Annotated in this window: 16 protein-coding genes; 2 read left to right on the top strand and 14 right to left on the bottom strand. The window is 54.9% G+C overall.

Annotated elements, in window-relative coordinates:
- Positions 1 to 82: 82 nt before the first annotated feature.
- From dapB to leuC, 11 genes are all read right to left on the bottom strand, one after another.
- Positions 83 to 892, bottom strand: a complete 810-nt coding sequence (dapB, locus tag HQL65_17230; GenBank protein ID MBF0137977.1) for a 4-hydroxy-tetrahydrodipicolinate reductase — start codon at positions 890 to 892, stop codon at positions 83 to 85.
- 107 nt (positions 893 to 999) lie between these two features.
- Positions 1000 to 1524 carry a DNA-binding protein gene (locus HQL65_17225; protein ID MBF0137976.1) on the bottom strand — a complete coding sequence of 175 codons (525 nt, stop codon included), beginning with the start codon at positions 1522 to 1524 and terminating at the stop codon, positions 1000 to 1002.
- Positions 1521 to 1754 carry a hypothetical protein gene (locus HQL65_17220; GenBank protein ID MBF0137975.1) on the bottom strand — a complete coding sequence of 78 codons (234 nt, stop codon included), beginning with the start codon at positions 1752 to 1754 and terminating at the stop codon, positions 1521 to 1523. The genes HQL65_17225 and HQL65_17220 overlap by 4 nt, the downstream gene beginning before the upstream one ends.
- Before the next feature lie 270 nt (positions 1755 to 2024).
- The gene (dnaJ, locus tag HQL65_17215) at positions 2025 to 3188 is read right to left on the bottom strand and encodes a molecular chaperone DnaJ (GenBank protein MBF0137974.1); all 1164 of its coding nucleotides are present in this window, start codon (positions 3186 to 3188) and stop codon (positions 2025 to 2027) included.
- Between the two features lie 20 nt (positions 3189 to 3208).
- Positions 3209 to 5137, bottom strand: a complete 1929-nt coding sequence (dnaK, locus tag HQL65_17210) for a molecular chaperone DnaK (GenBank protein MBF0137973.1) — start codon at positions 5135 to 5137, stop codon at positions 3209 to 3211.
- Between the two features lie 180 nt (positions 5138 to 5317).
- Positions 5318 to 5833 carry a nucleotide exchange factor GrpE gene (grpE, locus tag HQL65_17205; protein MBF0137972.1) on the bottom strand — a complete coding sequence of 172 codons (516 nt, stop codon included), beginning with the start codon at positions 5831 to 5833 and terminating at the stop codon, positions 5318 to 5320.
- A gap of 142 nt (positions 5834 to 5975) precedes the next feature.
- On the bottom strand, positions 5976 to 7052 hold the full coding sequence (gene hrcA / locus HQL65_17200) for a heat-inducible transcription repressor HrcA (protein MBF0137971.1): 1077 nt from the start codon (positions 7050 to 7052) through the stop codon (positions 5976 to 5978).
- 323 nt (positions 7053 to 7375) lie between these two features.
- Positions 7376 to 8395 (bottom strand): aspartate-semialdehyde dehydrogenase, encoded by a 1020-nt coding sequence (locus tag HQL65_17195; protein ID MBF0137970.1) that lies wholly within the window; start codon positions 8393 to 8395, stop codon positions 7376 to 7378.
- A gap of 98 nt (positions 8396 to 8493) precedes the next feature.
- On the bottom strand, positions 8494 to 9573 hold the full coding sequence (gene leuB, locus HQL65_17190; protein MBF0137969.1) for a 3-isopropylmalate dehydrogenase: 1080 nt from the start codon (positions 9571 to 9573) through the stop codon (positions 8494 to 8496).
- 150 nt (positions 9574 to 9723) lie between these two features.
- Entirely contained in the window at positions 9724 to 10365 is a 642-nt protein-coding gene (leuD, locus tag HQL65_17185; protein ID MBF0137968.1) for a 3-isopropylmalate dehydratase small subunit, read from the bottom strand.
- 21 nt (positions 10366 to 10386) lie between these two features.
- Positions 10387 to 11805: a 3-isopropylmalate dehydratase large subunit gene (leuC, locus tag HQL65_17180; GenBank protein ID MBF0137967.1), complete on the bottom strand. Its 1419-nt coding sequence runs from the start codon at positions 11803 to 11805 to the stop codon at positions 10387 to 10389.
- 343 nt (positions 11806 to 12148) lie between these two features.
- On the opposite strand from leuC, the gene HQL65_17175 reads away from it, so the two are divergent.
- Positions 12149 to 12718: a hypothetical protein gene (locus HQL65_17175; protein MBF0137966.1), complete on the top strand. Its 570-nt coding sequence runs from the start codon at positions 12149 to 12151 to the stop codon at positions 12716 to 12718.
- A gap of 75 nt (positions 12719 to 12793) precedes the next feature.
- Here HQL65_17175 and HQL65_17170 read toward each other — a convergent pair whose 3' ends face one another.
- The 3 genes from HQL65_17170 to HQL65_17160 form a co-directional block, all read right to left on the bottom strand.
- Positions 12794 to 13057, bottom strand: coding sequence for a DUF1640 domain-containing protein (locus HQL65_17170; protein ID MBF0137965.1), 264 nt, complete (start codon positions 13055 to 13057; stop codon positions 12794 to 12796).
- 196 nt (positions 13058 to 13253) lie between these two features.
- Positions 13254 to 13886 carry a DUF1640 domain-containing protein gene (locus HQL65_17165; GenBank protein ID MBF0137964.1) on the bottom strand — a complete coding sequence of 211 codons (633 nt, stop codon included), beginning with the start codon at positions 13884 to 13886 and terminating at the stop codon, positions 13254 to 13256.
- 136 nt (positions 13887 to 14022) lie between these two features.
- Positions 14023 to 14685 carry a hypothetical protein gene (locus HQL65_17160; protein MBF0137963.1) on the bottom strand — a complete coding sequence of 221 codons (663 nt, stop codon included), beginning with the start codon at positions 14683 to 14685 and terminating at the stop codon, positions 14023 to 14025.
- Positions 14686 to 14817: 132 nt separating this feature from the next.
- On the opposite strand from HQL65_17160, the gene HQL65_17155 reads away from it, so the two are divergent.
- A complete protein-coding gene (locus HQL65_17155) occupies positions 14818 to 15681 on the top strand; it encodes an isocitrate lyase/PEP mutase family protein (GenBank protein MBF0137962.1) in 864 nt (287 codons plus the stop codon).
- Positions 15682 to 15902: the final 221 nt, after the last annotated feature.

Below are 15902 nucleotides of genomic sequence, written 5' to 3'. Positions count from 1 at the left end.
GGCACAGCCCTTCCTCCTGGACCTCCATCCCAGTTTTTCATTCGTTTTTTTTTTTAAAATTAACAAGTTATTAGACAGCCTCTTAACGGAAACCCAGAATATCGCGCATATCGTACAAACCCGGCTGGCGATCCTGGACCCACTGTGCGGCGCGGACTGCGCCCCGGGCGAAGGTCAACCGACTGCTGGCCCGATGGGTGATTTCCAGACGTTCGCCTTCACCGGCAAAGAGCAGGGTGTGGTCACCGACCACATCTCCGCCTCGTACCGTGGCAAAGCCGATGGTTTGCCGATCCCGGGCACCAGTATGCCCCTGCCGACCATAAACAGCAACCTCTGACAGGGAACGTCCCAAAGCTTCTGCAACAGTTTCTCCCAGGCGGACGGCGGTACCGGATGGGGCATCCACCTTGTGGCGATGGTGGGCCTCGATGATTTCCACATCGAATTCATCCCCCAGCACCTTGGCGACCTGGGCAGCCACCTGAAACATCAGGTTGACGCCAATGCTGAAATTGGGTGCCAGAACAATGGGAATCTGGGTTGCTGCCTGGGCAATTTTTGCACGTGCCCCGGCATCGAAGCCGGTGGTACCGATCACCAGGGGGGTTTGGGTAGCCACGGCCAGGGGAAGGTGTTCGAGGGTGGAAGGAATGGTCGTAAAATCAATGACCACATTGGCCAGGCCAAAGCCGGTGCGCGGGGCATCGCCCAGGATGACGCCCCGGGAGCTGCCACCGATCAGCTCGCCGACATCCTTGCCCACCAGGGGATTACCCGGTTTTTCCCAGGCGGCGGCCAGACGCAGACCCGGTTGATCCACGACAGCCTGGAGCAGCATGCGGCCCATGCGTCCGGCAGCGCCGGCAATTCCCACACCTTTTTCGGGCATATCAATCTTCCCAAGGAATTAGAGGTTGTCCAAAAACATGATGATTTCTGAAAAACGAATAAAAAACTGATTTTTTTATTCGAGAATTTATAGACAGCCTCTCAGGGTCAATGATGGCAGGGAATCCTTTGTTTGAGCAAATGGCCGTCGATGGTATTCAACAGGCGATTTTTTTCCAATAATTGATTGTACAACCACGCTTCCATCGATACCTCGGGGAGCATATTGTCAAAGCGAATAGCGGTCTTTTCCATATACCATCGGACGACAAGATAGAGGTGCCAGAGAGGTTTTGCCGCCACACTGATGGACGGAGGTGGAAAATCGACGAGCTTTCTGATGTTTTGGCGAGATTGGCCGACCAGTTCGGCAATATCGGCCATATTGACCAGATCGGGTTTGGCTTCAAGTATTTCGGCAGCAGGAAATGCACTCTGGATATCACGCGCCGCCGTGTTGATGGCATCTTTGGCGGACTCGGATTCTCTGTGAAATTCGACGCAGACGATGCCACGAACTCCCGTAAACACGGTTGAGTCAACACAACCGGCATCGTAAAGTTTGTTGGCTATTTCATTGATATCCCATTTTTCCCGCGCCACGGGAAAAGTCAATGAAAATTGATATTTCATCTTTTTTCCTTGCACTGATCGACGGCCCTGCGTATGGCGCGGGCATGTTCTTCCGGATCTTTTGGGGTTGACCACACGGAAAACTGACAGTATACCCCGTTGCGACATTTTTTATTTGTTGGGCATTTCAGAATGCCAAAAGCATGTCCAGAAGCTTTATCAAATTTCCAGCCTTTATCAATGGCATGTTCTATTGCGGAGCGGATCTCTTTAATCGGGTGTTTATTCATTTTATTTATTTCCTGCCTTGAATTCAGTCAACGATTCCGTTTCCTCCGAATCAACCACTCAATTTGGATGTCCAGAAACGGTTTCGATTCAATACGCACAATATTGCTCACAGCCACTTGGCTGTCAATGGACAACCAGGAAAAATTTTTCCAGGTTTTGTCAGAGGCTGTCTATAAATTCTCCGACAAAAAAATCGAGAAGAAAGAAGATCCCCTTCCGGGAAAATTCACCCTGGCAGACATTGCAAGCTCAGCCAGGCGAATTTTTTTTCAGGAAGAGATGTTCTTGTCCAGAAACTCCTTGACCCGGTTCAAGAAGGAGTTGGATTCCGGCTGGCAATCCTGACCGGAACAGCGGGCAAACTCTTCCATCAGCTCCCGTTGCCGTTTGTTCAGATTGACCGGGGTTTCGACCAGCACTTCCACCACGAGATCCCCGAAGACTCCAGGCCGGTTGAGATGTGGCAAGCCTTTGCCTTTGAGGACGAGGCGTTTTCCGGTCTGGCTGCCGGGGGGGAGCGTGACCCGGGACCGTCCGCGCAGGGTGGGCACCTCGATTTTTCCTCCCAGGGCGGCCTGTGGGAAGGTGATGGGCACCTGACAGAGCAGATCGGCATTGTAGCGTTCGAAGATGGGGTGTTTGGCCACTTCGATGACGATATAGAGGTCACCGGCGGGGCCATTGTTCTGGCCGGCCCCTCCCTCACCGGAGAGGCGGATGCGGTTGCCGGTTTCCACACCGGGGGGAATCTTGACGGTGAGATTTTTTTCGGACCGCTTGCGTCCCTGGCCATGGCAGTCGGGGCAGGGGTTGCGGATGATGGTGCCTCGTCCCTGGCAGGCCCCGCACGGACGGGCGATGGAGAAAAAGCCCTGCTGGGTACGCAACTGACCCGACCCGCCGCAGACACCGCAATTTTCCGGGCCGGAACCGGCCTGCGAACCACTGCCACTGCATTTTTCACAGGCGACAATGGCCGGTATCCGCAAGCGTTCTTCGGCCCCCTCCATGACATCTTCCAGTTTGACGGTCAGGTCATAGCGGAAATCTTCGCCGCGCTGGGTCGAGGAACGGCCACCGCCACCACCCCGGCCCCGTCCGCCGCCGGCACCGAAGATATCGCCGAAAAACTCCTCGAAAATATCGCCGAAACCGCTGTAGCCGGCCCCATCGCCGCCGGGGAAACCACCACCCGGGCCACCGGCGTTCTGTCCCAGCCCGGCATGGCCAAACTGGTCATAGATGGCGCGTTTTTTGGGGTCTTTCAAAACATCATAGGCTTCGTTGATCTCCTTGAACCGGGCCTCGGCACTCTTGTTGCCTGGATTGCGGTCCGGGTGGAGTTCCATGGCCAGCTTGCGGTAGGCCTTCTTGATGTCGTCCGCAGGCGTGCTGCGGGCGACACCGAGAGTATCATAGTAATCCTTGGGCATCGGCGGTCATTCCGTGGCAATCAATGGCCCTGCTTTTTGGTATCGTCCTTGATGTCCTCGAACTCCGCTTCCACCACCGTGTCATCCTTGCCGGGAGGGGGTGGCTCGGCACCACCAGGGGCACCCTGCATATCCGGGTTGGGAGCGGCATCCTTGTAAATGGCCTCACCCATTTTCATGGAGATTTCCATCAGGGCCTGGGTTTTGCTTTCGATGTCTTCGACATTGTCCAACCCAACCACCCCTTTCAGTTGGGAGATGGCGGCTTCAATCTTTCCCTTGAGGTCCGCATCCACTTTGGCTTCGTGTTCCTTCAGGGATTTTTCCGTAGTGTAGATCAGGGAGTCGGCATTGTTGCGGGCATCGATCAACTTGCGCTTTCTGGTATCCTCTTCCGCATGGGCTTCGGCTTCCTTGATCATGTTCTGGATTTCACTGTCCTTCAAGCCGCCCGAAGCCTGGATGCTGATGGATTGTTCCTTGCCGGTGCCCTTGTCCTTGGCTGACACCTTGACGATACCGTTGGCATCGATGTCGAAGGAGACCTCGACCTGGGGCACACCGCGTGGTGCCGGGGCAATGCCCATCAGGTCAAACTGGCCCAACAGTTTGTTGTCGGAGAACATTTCCCGTTCTCCCTGGGCGACCCGGATGGTGACTGCCGACTGGTTGTCGGTGGCCGTGGAAAAGATTTGCGATTTTTTGGTGGGAATGGTGGTGTTTTTATCGATCAGCTTGGTAAACACCCCGCCCAGGGTTTCGATACCCAGGGAGAGAGGGGTGACATCCAGCAGGAGGATATCCTTCACTTCCCCTTTCAGGACGCCGCCTTGAATTGCCGCACCGATGGCCACCACCTCATCCGGATTGACACCTTTGTGGGGTTCCTTGCCAAACAAATCCGCCACCAGCTTTTGCACTTTGGGCATCCGGGTCATGCCACCGACCAGGATCACTTCGTCAATCTGGGAGGCGGTAATCTTGGCATCCCGCATGGCGGTCTTGCAGGGTTCGATGGTGCGCTGGATCAGGCCATCCACCAGGCTTTCCAGCTTGGCGCGGGAAAAGCTGACATTCAAATGTTTCGGCCCGGAGGCATCTGCCGTGATGAAGGGCAGGTTCACTTCGGTCTGGGTGCTGGTGGAGAGTTCAATCTTGGCCTTTTCGCCGGCTTCCTTGAGGCGTTGCAGGGACATGCTGTCCTGGCGCAGGTCGATGCCGTTCTCTTTTTTGAACTGCTCGGCCAGATAGTCGATGATGGCTTTGTCGAAATCCTCGCCACCGAGGAAGGTATCGCCGTTGGTCGATTTGACTTCAAAGAGACCGTCGCCGATTTCCAGGATGGAAATATCGAACGTGCCACCGCCCAGATCGTACACGGCGATGGTTTGACCGGCTTTTTTGTCCAGGCCATAGGCCAGGGCGGCGGCGGTGGGTTCGTTGATCACGCGCAGGACATCGAGGCCGGCGATGCGTCCGGCATCCTTGGTGGCCTGGCGCTGGGCATCGTTGAAGTAGGCCGGGCAGGTGATCACCGCTTCGGTCACTTTTTCGCCCAGATAATCCTCGGCGGTCTGTTTCATTTTTTGCAGAATCATGGCCGAGACTTCCGAGGGGCTGACCTTGCGGCCGCCTCCCTCCACCCAGGCATCGCCATTTTCGGCCTTGACGATCTTGTAGGGGACAATATCTTTGTCCTTGCGGGTCATGGGATCATCGAACCGCCGTCCGATCAAGCGTTTGATGGCGTACAAGGTATTGGTCGGATTGGTCACGCCCTGCCGTTTGGCAGCCTGTCCGACCAGACGTTCGCCATTGCTGGCAAAGGCCACCATGGAAGGGGTCGTCCGGACGCCTTCGCTGTTTTCGATAACCTTCGGCTCACCGCCTTCCATCACCGCCACGCAAGAGTTGGTGGTGCCCAGATCAATGCCAATGACTTTGCCCATGTCCTGAATTCCTCTCCTGTAGCTTCCTTACCCATCCGGGATACAGATTCATCCCGCGACACCCTTCAAGGGATGTACCACCAAGCATTGATATGGAAACGCTTCCGGCTCCTGTCAAGCCCAGGTTGCGTTTTTTCCATATTTTGATCCATATATTTTGTCGCCGGGTCACCCGGAGCATCATTGGGTCACAGCCACCAGGGCCGGGCGCAGCAGACGCTGACTCAAGAGGTAGCCGGCCTGAAACTCCTGGACGACCGTTCCGGGCGGCACGCCCTCCTGGGAGACTTGAATCATGGCCTGGTGCTGATTGGGATCGAACGGCTGTTGCAGGGATTCAATGCGGGTCACGCCATTCTTCTTGAGGATCCGTTGCAGTTCCGTGCGGACCAGGGTCACCCCATCCAGCAGGCTTTTCATGTTGGATTCGGGGGTTTCGCTGCTGGTCTGGCTGGTTTCCAGGGCACTCAGTGCCCGGTCCAGGTTGTCGGCGACCAGCAGCAAATCCTTGGCAAAGGCCTCCAGGGCATATTTGCGCGAGGCCTCGATATCCCGGCTCGTGCGTTTGCGGAGATTGTCCATATCGGCCAGACTCCGCAGATAGGCCTGTCGCCACTCTTCGACTTTTGCCTCCAGGACCTGGATCTGTTCCTCGGGATCCACGCCGGGTACGGATTCATCAACCTGATCGGCCACGACCTCATCTTCCTTTCCGGATGACAATTCATCTGCGGGCGCAGGCGAATCGGGCAAAGGTTCTTGGCGAGATTCACTTGCAGCGTCATTATTGCCATTCATGACTGTGACATGCCTCCTGCCAGTTTGTGCAATATGTATTTCAACTTTCCTGATGATCGACCATGTCCACGGGCGTTATGCCGGACGACAACAGGCCGCTCAAGGCCAAAACCGTAAATTCCACCAGGGGAATGATGAATGAATAAGGCAAACGGGTTGGACCCAGCACGCCCAGGGTTCCGGAGAGGTGATTCTCCGGTCCGCTGAATTTGCAGGCCACCATGGCGCAGCCCCCTTCCCGGCTGAGTTCCGACTCTGCGCCGATGAAGAGTTGCACACCATTGGCGTGCAGGCAATGGTCCAACAGATCGATATACTTTCTTTTTTCCTCAATTTCGGCCAGAACGTCCAGCAGGGGACCGGAATCTGTCAAGGCATCGGGCGTCAACAGATTCATGTGGCCATTGACGATCAGTCCCATGCCGCCTGACCAGGGACCCACGGTCTCTTCGAGCAGTTTTTTTTGTAGATCGCGATATTGTTGTTCGCCGCTGGCCACCTCTTCTTCGAGCTGCTGCCGCACCTCTTTCAGGGTCAACCCTTTCAGGCGGCGGCTCAACGAGCGGCCAAGGGCATCCAGCTCTTTTTGGGAGTAGACCTCTTCCAGGGTCAGGATGCGATTCTGGATCTGTCCCGAATGGGAGACAAGCAGGGCCAGGATGCGGCTGCCGCGCAGGCCGCTGCGGTTTTCCAGCCGGAGAAAATGGATGCGTTCCAGGATGGCATGTTTCATGTCGGGGGGAAGGACGAGGCAGGCCTGTCGGGTCAGGACGGCCACTTCCCGGCTGATCTGGTTCAGGGTGGTGGGCAGGTCGTTGCCCCCTTTTTCGCAGACTTCCAGGATGCGGTTTTTGGTTCCCGTGCCCAGGGGATCGCGTTCCAGCAGGGAATCCACATAAAAACGAAATCCCCGGTCGGTGGGAATGCGTCCGGCGGAGGTGTGCGGCTGGGTCAGATAACCCATCACTTCCAGTTCCGACATGGCATTGCGGATGGTGGCCGTGGAAAGATTCAGGCGCGTCCGATCACGCAATGCCTGGGAACCAACGGTTCCGCCGTGGGCAATGTGCGCTTCGACGACAAGCTTCAGGATATTGCTGTGACGTTGGGTCAACATGCCGGAAAAATCGGGATCGGGATAAACATGTACCAGCCAACAACTGAAACGAAAGCCTCACCCCCGTCTCAGCAGACCACCTCCAACCAACAGAACAGACAGGCAAGGATATAACCGCTTCCTCTCCCCTGTCAAACCACTTGGCCGGAATGGCGACCGAAAGCGGATGACCGGAGAGAGGTCGGCAATGTCTGCGCAAAAGCCCGGGATTGCCTCGGACAAGCAGGCAATGTCTGTGCAAAAGGCCGGGATTGTCTCAGGGTGTGCCCCTCCGATGCCGGGAGGGGACACCATGTGGATTGGACCTGGTGGGACCTGGTGTCTCAGGTCAAATGATCCCGGATCAGGAGTTCGGCAATCTGTACGGCATTCAGGGCGGCACCTTTGCGCAGATTGTCCGACACCACCCAAAGTTGCAATCCCGAGGGAATGCTTTCGTCTTCGCGAATGCGGGAGACGTAGGTCCAATCGGTTCCAGAGGCTTCGATGGGCGTGGTAAAGCCGGCCTTGGTCGGGTCGTCCACCACCTTGACCCCGGGGGCCTGACTCAGGAGCTGCCGGACTTCGGCGACGCTCAATTTTTTTTCAGTCTCCACATTGATCGATTCGGAATGGCTGTTGAAGACCGGCACCCGCACGCAGGTTGCGGTCAGGCGAATATGGGGATCCATGATTTTTTTGGTCTCGTTGACCATTTTCATCTCTTCCTTGGTGTAGCCATTTTCCAGGAAGGCATCGATCTGGGGCACGAGATTGCAGGCGATCTGTTTGGCCATTTTTTTCGGCGGGACGATGGGTCCGATGCCGTAGTGCGCCCGGTTTTGTCCGTCCAGTTCGTCGATGGCGGCCTTGCCGGCACCCGAGACAGCCTGATAGGTGACCACCACCACCCGTTTGATGGTGGCGGCATCATGAATCGGTTTCAGGGCAACGACCATCTGGATCGTAGAGCAGTTGGGATTGGAGATGATGTTTCTCTTGCGATATTGGGCGATGGCTTCGGGATTGACTTCGGGAACCACGAGGGGAATTTCCGGGTCCATGCGGAAAAAGGAGGTGTTGTCGATCACCACGCACCCGGCGGCCCCGGCCTTGGGGGCAAACTCTTTGGAGACCGAGGCTCCCGGAGAAAACAGCCCGATTTCCGCCCGGCTGAAATCAAAGGTGGCCAAATCCTGGACCGGCAGCGGCTCTCCCCGGAAGAGCAGTTTCAGGCCAACCGAACGGCTGGAAGCCAGAAGATGGACCTGGTTGACCGGAAAATTGCGTTGTTCCAGGATCCGGATCATTTCGCGTCCGACATTGCCCGTGGCACCGACCACGGCCACATTGTATTTCCGCATAGATGTGTTCCTTGTTTGTTGCAGTTGGAATTTTTTGGGCAAACGGCCTTGCGGCCAGGACCACCCTCATGGCCGTGCCTTTGTGATCGATCCGACGACTATTCCGCCAGGGCGGCCACCACGGCGGATCCCATTTCCAGGGTGCCTACCCGTTTCATGCCGGCCTGCATGATGTCCGGGGTGCGCAAGCCCTGATCCAGAACCCGGTTGACGGCCCGTTCGATACGATCCGCCACTTCCGGCAGGTCCAGGGAGTACCGGAACAGCATGGCCACGGAGAGAATGGTCGCCAGGGGGTTGGCCACTCCTTTGCCGGCAATGTCCGGGGCCGAACCATGGATCGGTTCGTAAAGGGCAAAACGATCCCCGAGCGAAGCAGAGGGGAGCATGCCGATGGAGCCGGTCAACATGCTCGCCTCGTCGGAGAGAATATCGCCAAACATGTTCGTGGTCAGGATCACGTCAAATTGCCGGGGATTGCGGATCAGTTGCATGGCGGCATTGTCCACATACATATGGCTCAGTTCCACGTCGGGAAACTCGGCATTGCGGAGTCTGGTCACCACCTGCCGCCACAACTCCGTGCATTCCAGGACATTGGCCTTGTCCACCGAGCAGACCCGGCCTTTGCGACGCCGGGCCGCCAGAAAGGCGGACCGGGCCACGCGCTCGATTTCATCCGTGGTGTAGACCAGGGTATTGAATCCGCGCTGCCGGCCATCCGGGAGGGTTTCCACGCCGCGGGGTTCCCCGAAGTAGATACCGGAGGAGAGTTCCCGCACGACCATGATGTCAATGCCGCTGACCACTTCCCGTTTCAGGGTCGAGGCGTCGGCCAACTGGGGGAAGACCTGGGCCGGACGCAGATTGCAATAGAGATCCAATTGTTTACGAATGCCGAGCAGGCCTCGTTCCGGGCGCACGCTGTAATCCAGAGATTCCCATTTGGGTCCGCCCACGGCACCCAACAAGACCGCAGCGGCGGCCTTGGCCTGGGCCACGGTTTGTTCCGGCAGGGGAGTGCCTGTCGCATCATAGGCGGTGCCGCCGATCAGCCCCTCTGTACACCGGATGGACAGTTTTTCATGGGTGATGACCCAATCCAGGACCTTGCGTGCCTCGGCCACAATTTCCTGACCGATGCCATCGCCGGGCAACAACAGAATGGTCTTTTCCATAAGATTTCTTTCTCTTCACGCCTGCATGCAAAATTGAATCATCAGAACCAACCTCCGGCAATCTTCAGCCTTCAGTCTCCTGCCTTTGGCCTTTGGCCTTCAGTCTCCAGCCTCCAGCCTTCAGCCTTTTCAGCCTCCAGCCTCCAAGACTCAAACGGCCATGGCCCAGGGTTCAGCCTGTCGCCGCCGGGCCTCGAAGGCTTCAATGACCGGCAGGTGTTCCAGAGTCAGGCCGATGTCGTCCAACCCCTTGAGCAGACAATGCCGCCGGAATGGATCCACCGTAAAAGGGTGTTCCTGGCCATCGGGGGCCGTCACCCGTTGCTGTTCCAGATCGACCGTCATTTCGGCACCGGGACGCGCCAGTACGGCCCGAAACAGATCATCGACAATCCGGGCCTCCAGAATCAGGGGCAGGATGCCATTCTTGAAACAGTTGTTGAAAAAAATGTCGGCATAGCTCGGCGCGACAATGCAACGAAAGCCATAATCCAGCAAGGCCCAGGGGGCATGTTCCCGGCTGGAGCCGCACCCGAAATTATCCCGGGCCAGGAGAATTCTGGCTCCCTGATAACGGGACTGATTGAGGACGAAATCGGGATTGAGCGGGCGACCGGTGTTGGATTTGCCCGGTTCGCCCCGATCCAGATAACGCCACTCGTCGAACAGGTTGGGACCAAAGCCGGTCCGTTCAATCGATTTCAAAAACTGCTTGGGTATGATGGCATCGGTATCGACATTGGCCCGATCCAGGGGAGCGGCCAGGGCCGTCAAGCGCACGAATGGTTCCATGATTTTTGTCCCGAAAAAGTGTCAGTTGCCGGTGGCGGTCCAGGAACGCACATCCACAAAGTGTCCGGCAATGGCACTCGCGGCAGCCATGGCCGGGCTGACCAGGTGGGTCCGACCATCCTTTCCCTGGCGACCTTCAAAATTGCGATTGGAGGTGGCCGCGCATCGTTCACCGGGGGCCAGGACATCCTCATTCATGGCCAGGCACATCGAACAACCCGGTGCCCGCCAGGAAAACCCGGCAGCGGTAAAGATGCGGTCCAACCCTTCGGCCTCGGCCTGTTGCTTGACCAGACCGGAACCAGGCACCACCATCGCCAACCTGACCGATGCGGCCACCTTGCCGCCCCGTATCACGCTCGCCGCCTCCCGCAAATCCTCGATTCGCCCGTTGGTACAGGAGCCGATGAACACCTTGTCCACGGCAATATCCGTGATGGGGATGCCAGGTTGCAGGCCCATGTAGGCCAACGCCCGTTCCATGCCGCCGCGCTTGACCGGATCCATTTCCTTTGCCGGATCGGGAACCCGTTCGTTGACCGGCACCACCATTTCCGGGGAGGTTCCCCAACTGACCTGCGGCAGGATATCTGCCGCCGCAAAGGTGATCTCCCGATCAAACCGGGCACCCAGATCCGACTGGAGGGTACGCCAGAGCTTGACCGCCTGATCCCACTGCGCCCCTTTGGGGGCAAAAGGGCGACCTTGCAGATAGTCGATGGTCTTGTTGTCCACCGCCACCATGCCCGCCCGTGCCCCGGCCTCGATGGCCATGTTGCACACGGTCATGCGGCCTTCCAGCGACAAATCCCGAATCGCCGAACCGGCAAACTCGATGACATGCCCCGTGCCGCCTGCCGTACCAATCCTGCCGATCAAAAAGAGGACCAGATCCTTTCCCGTACACCCTCGCGGCAACGATCCCTCCACCGTCAGGCGCATGGTTTGCGGTTTTTTTTGCAGGAGGGTCTGGGTGGCGAGGACGTGTTCCACCTCCGATGTGCCAATCCCGAACGCCAACGCCCCGAAAGCCCCGTGCGTGGCCGTATGCGAATCCCCACACACCACCGTCAAGCCGGGCAGCGTCAACCCCTGTTCCGGGGCCATGACATGGACCACCCCCTGCCTTGGATCTCCCATCCCGAACAAGGTCACCCCGAACTCGCGACAATTTTTTTCCAGGGTCTCCACCTGGATGCGTGCAACCGGATCACGGATCCCTGCGTCCAGATTTTGTGTGGGCACATTGTGATCCGGCACGGCAAAGGTGGACTCTGGATGGCGCATGCGTCGCCCATTCATCCGCAGTCCGGAAAAAGCCTGCGGACTCGTCACCTCATGCACCAGATGCCGGTCGATATACAGGAGCGTCGTCCCATCATCCCCGGTGCGAATCACATGGGAATTCCAAATTTTGTCAAACAGCGTCAACGGCGTCATGGTGCCTTCCTCGGCAGATGGAGCGGATATTTTCAGACCAAATTTTTCTTGATAGTTGATTTCATTTGGGTTGGCAAGGGTTTTTTTGGATGCGTTGCCGTTTGGAGGTTTGTTTGCTCTGCTTTTCCGGATTTGTAAGAAATACATTTAACAAGTGATGGTATTCAATTAATTATAATTAATAAAACAAGTGAATTGACGTATATTTAATTATTTTTTTACATTTTACACCAATTTTGAAAGAAATTAAATTATTGACAAATGTTAGAATTAATTTAAAACTCGCAATCTTCAATGAAACTTCGACCTTAAAATCAATTAATATAACAAAGGAGTCTTGATAATGCGTCATTTATGGATAATAATTTTCTTGTATTTTTTTAATTTAATTGATTTGTCTGCCCAAGAATTGTTTAAATGTAAAAATAATAAAACGGGTGAGATTGTTTGGCGAAATAAAAAGTGCGAATCTAACGAAATGCTTGCATCTCAAGAATCACTAAAGGATATCATATCGCATCCAAATAAGTCAATTAATAATAAAAAAGACGCAGAAATTCAGAATGATCATGAATATGAAAGCATGATCGTTAAATATAATGAATTAAAGAAAAGCAAGGATATGTTGATTATTGAAATACAAGAAACTAAAGCTGAATTTAATCATAAAGATCTAGATAATGTTATTCGCACTCAAAAGAGTGTTGCTGCATCCTCCTGGGTAGACCCTAGAGTAACCATTTATGTTAACAAGATGAACGATAAATTACAAAAACTTGAGAAAATAAAAAGAGAGATGAGTTCTGTTTATTCAAAAATAGCCAAAAAAGGATATGAGGATGGAAAATTAAAAATACGTCAGACCTTGCCTTTCGAAAGAGGTAATTTAGGAAATTGCGGGGGAGAGTGTTAGCTTTTGTTTAGGAGTGCTACACTTGCAATTCCCAATCATTGGTAATTATTGTCATCAGAATCGCCTGCGATGGATTCACCCCAACAATGTTTTAAATGCGGGAAGAACGGTGGCGGCGATAACCATGGCCAGCATCCATTTGACCAGATGGATCTCGCTTTCCAGGCGAGCGACATCACTTTTGGTGGCCAGATCCTTCAGGTCCTGTTTGGTCACAAGGCGCTCATCCACCAGTTCGGCAATGATGCGGGTTTGTGCTTCTGCCTGTTCCTCGGTGAACCCGGCTTCTTTCAGCCGTTTCACGCTGGAAAGAGTATCAAAAGCGATGGCATGGGACATGGCGGACTCTCCAGGTGAAGTGATCCCAACTGAAATCCCGTCAGTCTACCACGAATACACCAATCAATACATCAAACATTCATAGTGTTCAGCAATTCTGGCCTTGATCATCCTTTCGGCCATGGGTATGGGATCTTTGGACATGGAGTCCAGATTCATGCGACACGCAACCAAGCCGACCAGAGGGGTATCCAGGTCAATGACCAGATGAGGGATTGATAGGGGCGGAAGGTGTGGTGGGTACCATGGGTACGGGAGAGGGTGGACGCAACGGGATCGGTTCCCTGGGATATTGGGAATCGGCAGTTGTCACGGATATTGGCGGTGATGCGGGAGGAAACTGAACCGTTGGCGGAAACACGCGCAGCAGAGTGAACACCAAGCCGACAATCGCCAACGACATGGTACCCAGTTTGATGATCATGCGGAGTTCCAACTCCTTCATGTCCCGCTGCCGATTGGAATCCATCTCCTTCATGTCTCGTCTCAGATTGGATTCCAAAGACACAATACGAACATCCATCTCCTTGATCCGGGCATCCAGTTCCTTGATCCGGGCATCCAGTTCTTTTATGTTTTCTTGAATATTCAGGGTATTGGCTGCAAAATCTGCCTTGATCCGGGCATCCAATTCTTTAATGTTTTCTTGAATTTTCAGTGTATTGGCTGCCAAATCTGCCTTGGTTGCCATTTCATCCAGGCGGGCAGCTTCAATTTTTTCCAGCAGACTGGTCAGGATACGGATTTGGGCGGCAGCCTGTCCTGGAGGAAATCCAGCCGTTTCAAGTTCCTTGCTGATGGCCAGGGTGTCGAATGCCAGAAGTGCCATGATTTTTGTCTCCTCCCTTGTGAATCTTCATCTGTCCCTTGCAGTGTATCGCACGGAAAGCAATTTCTGCCAGATAAATGAACCGAAATCTTGTCCTCATGGTCGGGTTGAATGAGTTGTTGACAAGGTACCCCGGTCACCGGCCAGATGGGGGATTCGCAGGGGCAGAGGGCACGGCGGGTGCCATGGGCACGGGAGAGGGTGGACGCAATGGGATCGGTTCCCTGGGATATTGGGAATCGGCAGTTGTCACAGATGTTGGCGGTGATGTGGGAGCGAACTGAACCGTTGGCGGAAACGCATGCATAATACCGAACGCCAAGCCGATGGTCGTTACTGATATGGCACCAAGCTTGATGATCATGCGGAGTTCGAACTCCTTCGAGTCACGTAGACGATTGGATTCCATCTCTTTCAAGTCCCGTCTCAGATTGGATTCCATCTCTTTCAAGTCCCGTCTCAGATTGGATTCCATCTCTTTCATGTATCGTTTGGAACTGGTATCCAAGGACACGATACGAAGATCCAGTTCCTTGATCCGGACATCCAGCTCCTTGATTCGGGCATCCAGTTCCTTTATGTTTTCTTGAATTTTCAGAGTATTGGTGGTCAAATCCACAATTTTCAGGGTATTGGCTGCCAAATCTGTCTTGGTTGCCATCTCATCCATGCGGGCAGCTTCAATTTTTTCCAGCAGACTGGCCAGGACGTAGGTTTGAGCCGCAGCTTGTCCCGGAGGGAATCCAGCCGTCTCAAGTTCCTTGCTGATGGCCAGGGTGTCAAATGCCAGAAGTGCCATGAACCTTGTCTCCTTCCTCACGAATCTTCAGCCGCTCCTTGCAGTGTATCGCACGGAAAGCAATACTTGCCAGATGAATTTTCGGCAATGGGATGGGGCGGTTTGTGGCCAGTCCAGCCATGGGGAGGCATGATGAACGGTTGTGAAAGATTGCGTGAATTGTTGGTGCGGCCCGGATTTTTGTTTGGACCCGGGGTGTATGATTGTCTGAGTGCCCGGCTTGCCGAACAGAGCGGCTGTGAATTGATTTTTTCCAGCGGTTTTGGGATTGCTGCGGCAACCTTGGGCATGCCCGATATCGGCCTGATTTCCGGGACGGAAATGTTGCAGATGGCGGGAAACATGGCCGCCACGGTGCGCATTCCCCTGATCGCGGACATGGATACCGGCTATGGCAACCCTTTGAATGTCATCCGGACTGTCACCACGGCCAGACGCCATGGCATTGCCGGAATCATCCTGGAAGATCAGGAGTGGCCGAAAAAGTGTGGCCATATGAGCGGCAAGCGGATCATCTCCCGGGAAGAGCATGTCCAGAAAATTCGTGCTGCCGTCCACGCCAGGGAGGAGGCGGGTGATATCGTCATTGTCGCCCGCACCGATGCCCGGGCCGTGGCTGGCCTGGATGAAGCCATCCGGCGTGGCCACAGTTATCGTGCTGCCGGGGCCGACATGATTTTTATCGAAGCCCCCCAATCCGAGGCCGAGTTGCGCACGATTACCCGGGAACTTGCCGGCATGCCGCTCATGGTCAACCTCGTCGAGGGGGGGCACACCCCAACTCTCCCTCTGTCGGAGTTGGCGGCCATGGGTTTCAAGCTGGGGGTGACGCCCCTGTCGGCCCTGTTTGCCGCCACGGCAGCCATGCAAAAATGTTTCCGGGAACTGCGCGAACAGGGCGTGGTGACCGCCCATGCCATGGATTTCGCTGCCTTCAAAAAAGTGGTCGCCACGGACCATTTTCATGGTTTGGAACAACAATTCACGGCTGAATAAACACAGGGTTTCATACGTTTTTCGTAACGATTCATCTCCCCATGAAAAAAACGTTTGAAAAACCCGGATAGAGGTCCAGGAGGAAGGGGTGTGCCCTTCCACCTGATGGGGTTCGGGGCAAAGCCATGACAAAGCCTTTCATGTCAAACCCTTTTGTAACTATTCGGCCCCCCTATTTTAGTAAACGTTTGAAAAACTGGGAAGGAGGTCCAGGAGGAAGG

Source organism: Magnetococcales bacterium, assembly GCA_015228935.1.
GTDB lineage: Bacteria > Pseudomonadota > Magnetococcia > Magnetococcales > DC0425bin3 > HA3dbin3.
This window is presented reverse-complemented; position numbering and strand designations above follow the sequence as displayed.

Excerpts from the sequence above, each read along its gene's own strand:
- dapB (MBF0137977.1), bottom strand. The coding sequence starts at position 892 with ATGCCCGAAAAAGGTGTGGGAATTGCCGGCGCTGCCGGACGCATGGGC.
- HQL65_17225 (MBF0137976.1), bottom strand. The coding sequence starts at position 1,524 with ATGAAATATCAATTTTCATTGACTTTTCCCGTGGCGCGGGAAAAATGG.
- HQL65_17220 (MBF0137975.1), bottom strand. The coding sequence starts at position 1,754 with ATGAATAAACACCCGATTAAAGAGATCCGCTCCGCAATAGAACATGCC.
- dnaJ (MBF0137974.1), bottom strand. The coding sequence starts at position 3,188 with ATGCCCAAGGATTACTATGATACTCTCGGTGTCGCCCGCAGCACGCCT.
- dnaK (MBF0137973.1), bottom strand. The coding sequence starts at position 5,137 with ATGGGCAAAGTCATTGGCATTGATCTGGGCACCACCAACTCTTGCGTG.
- hrcA (MBF0137971.1), bottom strand. The coding sequence starts at position 7,052 with ATGTTGACCCAACGTCACAGCAATATCCTGAAGCTTGTCGTCGAAGCG.
- HQL65_17195 (MBF0137970.1), bottom strand. The coding sequence starts at position 8,395 with ATGCGGAAATACAATGTGGCCGTGGTCGGTGCCACGGGCAATGTCGGA.
- leuB (MBF0137969.1), bottom strand. The coding sequence starts at position 9,573 with ATGGAAAAGACCATTCTGTTGTTGCCCGGCGATGGCATCGGTCAGGAA.
- leuD (MBF0137968.1), bottom strand. The coding sequence starts at position 10,365 with ATGGAACCATTCGTGCGCTTGACGGCCCTGGCCGCTCCCCTGGATCGG.
- leuC (MBF0137967.1), bottom strand. The coding sequence starts at position 11,805 with ATGACGCCGTTGACGCTGTTTGACAAAATTTGGAATTCCCATGTGATT.
- HQL65_17175 (MBF0137966.1), top strand. The coding sequence starts at position 12,149 with ATGCGTCATTTATGGATAATAATTTTCTTGTATTTTTTTAATTTAATT.
- HQL65_17170 (MBF0137965.1), bottom strand. The coding sequence starts at position 13,057 with ATGTCCCATGCCATCGCTTTTGATACTCTTTCCAGCGTGAAACGGCTG.
- HQL65_17165 (MBF0137964.1), bottom strand. The coding sequence starts at position 13,886 with ATGGCACTTCTGGCATTCGACACCCTGGCCATCAGCAAGGAACTTGAA.
- HQL65_17160 (MBF0137963.1), bottom strand. The coding sequence starts at position 14,685 with ATGGCACTTCTGGCATTTGACACCCTGGCCATCAGCAAGGAACTTGAG.
- HQL65_17155 (MBF0137962.1), top strand. The coding sequence starts at position 14,818 with ATGAACGGTTGTGAAAGATTGCGTGAATTGTTGGTGCGGCCCGGATTT.